Consider the following 6,031-nt stretch of genomic DNA (forward strand, 5'->3'; position numbering starts at 1 on the left):
GCACCACACAGGTAAATTTCAGTTCGAGTAACCAGCTCTCTAACCGTACCCTTATCCATTCCATTTCCAATTATCTCAATTACAATAAGTAACACTTACAGATAAAACTAGATTATATAAGATGAAAATATTTCTATATAGAATTTTCTGTCTATCTGTTATGATTTTAACAATCATGGGATATTCAGGAACCCTCCGTGCACAGCAGCCCGTTACCGTGCGTGGAAAAGTAACCGACAAAAAAGACAAACTCGAAATTATAGGTGCCTCGGTTATTGAGGTAGATCAGAATAAAAGAACCATTACTGGGGTAAGTACCGATATCAATGGGAATTTCGCCCTAAGGGTAACCAACACCAAAAACCAGTTGGTGGTATCATTTATTGGCTATAACAGCCATAATGCAGGTGTAATTGGTAACCGCACAACCATAAATGTAATATTGGAGCCTAGTTCGAACAGTTTGCAGGAAGTGGTGTTAACCGCCAAAAAAATGGTGAATAACGGAACAGGCTTAAACATAGCCGAACGTAACTCTACTATTGCATCAGCAACTGTTAGCGGGAAAGCTTTGGAAGAACTGGCGGTAACCTCCATCGATCAGGCTTTGGCCGGACGTTTATCAGGAGTAGATTTTGGGACCACTTCAGGAGATCCGGGAGCAGGAATGTCGATCAGGATCCGTGGTACTTCATCCATCAACGGTTCTGCCGAGCCGCTCATTGTACTTGATGGCATGCCTTATGAAACAGAAATTCCTTCTGATTTTAATTTCGGAACAGCCGATGAGCAGGGTTATGCGCAGCTTTTAAATATTGCACCATCCGACATTAAAGATATYACCGTTTTAAAAGATGCAGCCTCTACAGCAGTTTGGGGATCGAGGGCAGCCAACGGCGTACTCCTGATCAATACCAAACGTGGTGAAAGGGGAAGACCTGTGGTATCGTACAATTTTAAGGGTTCGATGGCGCAGCAGCCTAATCCCATTCCTTTTTTAACAGGCGATCAATACTCTATGCTCATTCCAGAAGCGGTAATGAATGCCACAGGTTTGCCACTCGACTTTTTAGGCAACAACGGACAGAATAAAGCTTTCCAATACGACCCGTCTGATGCCTATTATTACTACAACTATAGCAACAACACCGATTGGGTAAAACTGATTACCCGCAATGGTTATACACAAGATCACAACGTTTCGATGAGTGGGGGTGGTGAAAAAGCACGTTATTATGCATCGGTTGGTTATTTAGGTCAAACCGGAACTACTTTGGGAACCGATTTATCTAGGATTACGGCTAAGATTAATTTGGATTATATCGTATCGAGCAAACTGAGGTTCAGGACAGATGTAACCTATACACATGTGGATAACAACCTCAACTACGATAAATCCTTGCGTAGCACGGCGATTAATAAAATGCCGAATATGTCTGATTATGAGTATGATGAATATGGAAATAAAACTTCAGCTTATTTCTCACCGATTTCCAATATCCAGGGCCGTTATAGTGCAACCTACAATCCTTTGGCCATGGCAAATGAAGGTGCAAGCCATTTAATAGGCGAGCGTATTACACCAAAATTTAATCTTCAATATGATATTTCTCCGGTTTTATTTTCGACGGTAGATGTTCAGTTCGATATCAACAATACCAAATCGAAAACCTTTTTACCTCAAATTGCCACCGGGCAACCAAGTACCGAACCAACCGTAAACCGGGCTTCTGATGCTGATGGCGATTCATACAACATTCAGTCGAAAATTAACCTGATTTACCGTCCGCATTTAAGCGAAAAGCATAATCTTCAGGGTTTGCTTTCTTTTCAAACCAACGATACTAAATCGGCCTCTTATACAGTTGCCACAGCAAATACAGCCTCTTCTGAATTTCAAGACCCATCTAATCCATCCATTACCAATGGATCTGGTTTGGGCTTAAACTCCAGTCAGGCGCAATCCAGAAGCGTTGGGGTGTTGTTGCAGGCACAATATGAATTTTTAGACCGCTACATCATCAACATGAATGGCAGGGTAGATGGTAATTCCAAGTTCTCGCCAGATAACCGTTTTGGTCTTTTTCCGGGGATTTCTACCCGATGGAGAATTTCGGGCGAACCATTTATGAAAAACCTCAAGTTCATTGACGATTTAAGTTTACGCTTAAGTTATGGCGCAAGTGGAAAAGCACCAGGCAGTAACTATGCTTATTTTAACAATTATACGCCGTTTTCATGGTCATATGCCGGTCGTGCAGCAGTTTATCCTTCTAACATCGAGCTTTCCAGGTTAAAATGGGAAACCGTAGTAGGTAAGAATCTGGGTTTCAATTTATGGCTGCTCGATAGTCGTGTTAAAATCGACGCGGAGATTTATCAGAACACCACTAAAAATATGTTTTACAATGACCTGAGGATCGCCGCTACCACTGGTTACAATGCCATTGATATGAATATTGGTACCATGAACAACAATGGTTGGGAAATCGGTATCAATACTACGCCTGTTAAAACCAAAAAATGGATTGTAAACTTTGATTTCAATATTTCGAGGAACATCAATTCCATCCAATCCATTTCAGAGTTCTATCCAAGAGAAAGCTCTGTAGGGCTTCCGGCGCAAGGATCTTATAAATCTTTCCTGATTATCGGTAACCCATTTGGCTCGTATTATGGCTTTAAGTACAAAGGGGTGTATAAAGATGCTGATGCGACCATTGCCAGAGATCAGAACGGGAAAGAAATTGTTGGGCCAAACGGCCAGACCATTTACATGCGTTACAATTACCCAACGGTTGATTATGTATTCCAACCGGGTGATGCGATGTATGAAGACATTAACCACGACGGAAACATTGATGAAAAAGATATGGTTTATCTCGGCAATTCGGTGCCAAAATTTACCGGTGGTTTTGGGCCAAGCGTAATCTTTAATGGCAACCTGAAAGTACAGGCATTTTTTAGCTACCGCTATGGTTACGATATCGTAAACACCGCTAAAATTACCACCACCAATATGTATGGGGTTAACAACCAGAGTACTGCGGTTTTAAGGCGCTGGAGAAACCCTGGTGATGTGACTGATATGCCACGCGCTTTATACGGTGTAGGTTACAACTGGTTAGGCTCCGACCGTTATGTAGAAGATGCTTCCTTTATCCGTTTAAGCTCGGTTACCGTACGTTACAACTTTACCCAGAATATGCTGAAAAGGGTCGGTGTAAAAAGTGCCAGCATTTATGTAACCGGACAAARTTTATATACCTGGACGAAATATACCGGACAAGATCCTGATGTAACCTCTGTAGGGAGCAGTAATCCTTTTTCTTATGCAGCTGATGGTTCGCTTACACCACCCTCTAAAACCTTTACGATGGGCCTAACCCTTGGACTCTAAATGATTAACCATGAACAGAAAAATTAAATATACGCTACTGGTTTTCATTACACTGCTTAGTGTTTTTGGAACATCGTGCAAGAAATGGTTGGATTTAAAACCTCAGGACGGTTTAATCCGCGATGAATACTGGCAAACCAAAGAACAGCTTGATGCTGCGGTGATGGGCTGTTATGCCTCGCTTTTAGGCGGAAGCAATATACCCTTGGCCAAATACCTTTTTATCTGGGGCGAGCTCCGCGCCGATATGGTGGTGCCTGGTTTAGAAATCTCTTCCGATGATGACGAATCGAAACTGAGTGGATTGCTGAGGGATGAATATGATATTATGCGCACACAGATCGCCTCCACCAATACGCTGGTAAACTGGGAGGCCATTTACAAAACCATCAATTATTGCAATACGGTAATCAAATTTGCACCTGAGGTAATCAATAGGGATAAAACTTTAACGCAAACGGCTTTGAACGGTTATTTAGCCGAAGCCCATGCTTTACGCGGATTAATGTATTTCTATCTGCTCCGTTCGTTTGGCGAAGTACCACTTAAACTCGAACCCACTTATAACGATTCGCAGATTGGTGCTATTGCCAAAAATACCCAGCAGGAAGTGTACCTGCAGGTGATTAAAGATTTATTGTTTGGCAGCGAAAACGGACAGGTAACCTATGGCAGTATGGCCGAAGATCGGGGCAGAATGACTAAATTCTCTGCTTACACCGCATTGGCCGATGCTTATTTATGGAATGAGGAATACCAAAAAAGTATCGATGCCTGCAATAAGGTAATCGAATCGGGTAAATACAGATTATTGCCAAATGGCACGCAGCAGACCGATTTTTACAATACGGTATACCTTAACGGGAATTCGGTAGAAGGGATTTTTGAGTTTCAGTTTGATAACCAAAAGCTCAATCCCTTTGCACCCATGTTCGGCATAACCGGAAGAGAGTTTAGGGCAGCAGATTGGATTGCAGAAGGTGGATTGTTCGGGACAGATCTGGCTAACCTGAGTAATAAAGATATCCGCGGAAATGGTACCTCGATGTTCGAAGCTAATTCTGCCATCTGCAAATTCACCAATTTTAGAACGGCAGCTACTTCCTTCACCCACTGGTTTGCCTATCGTTATTCGGACGTGTTATTAATGAAAGCTGAAGCCTTAACCTGGCTGGTACCTGGCAACAGTGCCAATGGAACCCAGGCCATTGAATTGGTTGGTCAAATCAGGGCAGCCCGCAACGCACAAACTTTTGTAGCTGATAAATTTATCGAAATACCCGATCCTGCATTAACAGCTAATGTTTCGCAATACGTATTTGAAGAACGGGCACGCGAATTTGCTTTCGAAGGCAAACGGTGGTACGATATTCTGCGCAATGCCAAAAGAGGTAACTATGCAAACGAAAAACTACTGATCGACATTGTTTCGGCCAGTGCACAACCAAGTAAACAACAAACGGTAATCAATAAATACCGCGATCATAGAAGTCATTATTTCCCGATCTATTCGTATGAGTTGCAAACAAACAAGGCGCTTGTTCAAAATCCATTTTATCAATAATTGCTAACCAAAAAATAAAGCTATGAAACAGAATGTTAAAATAGTGCTGCTGGGATTATGCAGTTTATTTATGTGTCTTTGGGCTTGCCGTAAAGACTCGGTAGTACAGGGAACATCAAATGTGGTAAATATGACCCAGTATTTAACAAATCACCCTGAGCAGTTTTCAGAATTGTCAAAGATCCTCGAAATCTCCGAAACGGCTTCTTTTTTGAATGCTTATGGATCTTACACACTTTTTGCACCGACTAACGATGCCATTAAAGCCTATTTGCAAACTAAAGGGAAAAGTGCGGTAGCCGATATTTCCGCTGCGGACTGGAAGAGTTTTATCCGTTTGCACCTGTTGGAAGATTCCATACCCACATCGAGGTTTACCGATGGTAAGCTGTTCGATTTAACGATGTACGGCCAATATTTAACCACTTCTTCCGAGCTGATTTCAGGGGTGACGAAAATCCGTATCAACAGGCAGGCAAGTGTAATCCAGCCTAATATTTCAGTAGGGAATGGTTTGATCCACAGTATTGATCATGTATTAACTCCGGCTACTTTAACCGTTGCGCAAACCGTTGCTGCAAATCCTGATTATTCGATTTTTACCGAAGCGCTCAGGGAAAGTGGTCTGTATGATAAACTGAACATCCTTCCAGCCAATAATCCAGACGAAAAGCAGAAATTTTTAACGGTAATTCCCGAAAGTAATGCCACCCTCGCAGCCGCAGGCATTAACAGTTACGCGGCTTTAAAAGCCAAATATTCGGCTACGGGAAATGTAACACAGCCAACAGATGGTTTACAGCTTTTTTTAAACTATCACATTTTATATGATGCCAAATATTTAGCCGATATCATTACCGCGAGTGCGCACAATACTTTAGCACCTTTGGAGGTTTTAACCTCAAAACTTTCTGGCGAAACCGTATTGATGAACGATGATACCTTTAATGGTGTTTACGAACCTGGTTTTTCACTCCTTCGCGATAAAAGTGATGTTACGGCCAGCAATGGTGTAGTACATCAGCCTTCTGCACATTTCGATATTAAGGTACGCGCACCATTCAGGG

The 6,031-nt window shown here is 42.1% G+C and carries 3 protein-coding genes; all 3 read left to right on the plus strand.

Features of this window, described 5'->3' with window-relative positions; translation table 11 throughout:
- The first annotated feature begins 175 nt into the window (after positions 1-175).
- Positions 176-3,400 carry a SusC/RagA family TonB-linked outer membrane protein gene (locus AC1DPQ_RS15095; RefSeq protein ID WP_477610038.1) on the plus strand — a complete coding sequence of 1,075 codons (3,225 nt, stop codon included), beginning with the start codon at positions 176-178 and terminating at the stop codon, positions 3,398-3,400.
- Positions 3,401-3,410: 10 nt separating this feature from the next.
- On the plus strand, positions 3,411-4,964 hold the full coding sequence (locus tag AC1DPQ_RS15100; protein WP_477578071.1) for a RagB/SusD family nutrient uptake outer membrane protein: 1,554 nt from the start codon (positions 3,411-3,413) through the stop codon (positions 4,962-4,964).
- Between the two features lie 22 nt (positions 4,965-4,986).
- On the plus strand, positions 4,987-6,031 hold a 1,045-nt coding region (locus AC1DPQ_RS15105), incomplete at its 3' end, for a fasciclin domain-containing protein (RefSeq protein WP_477610040.1).

The sequence above is a fragment of the Pedobacter sp. 01T416_2 genome (assembly GCF_056398925.1).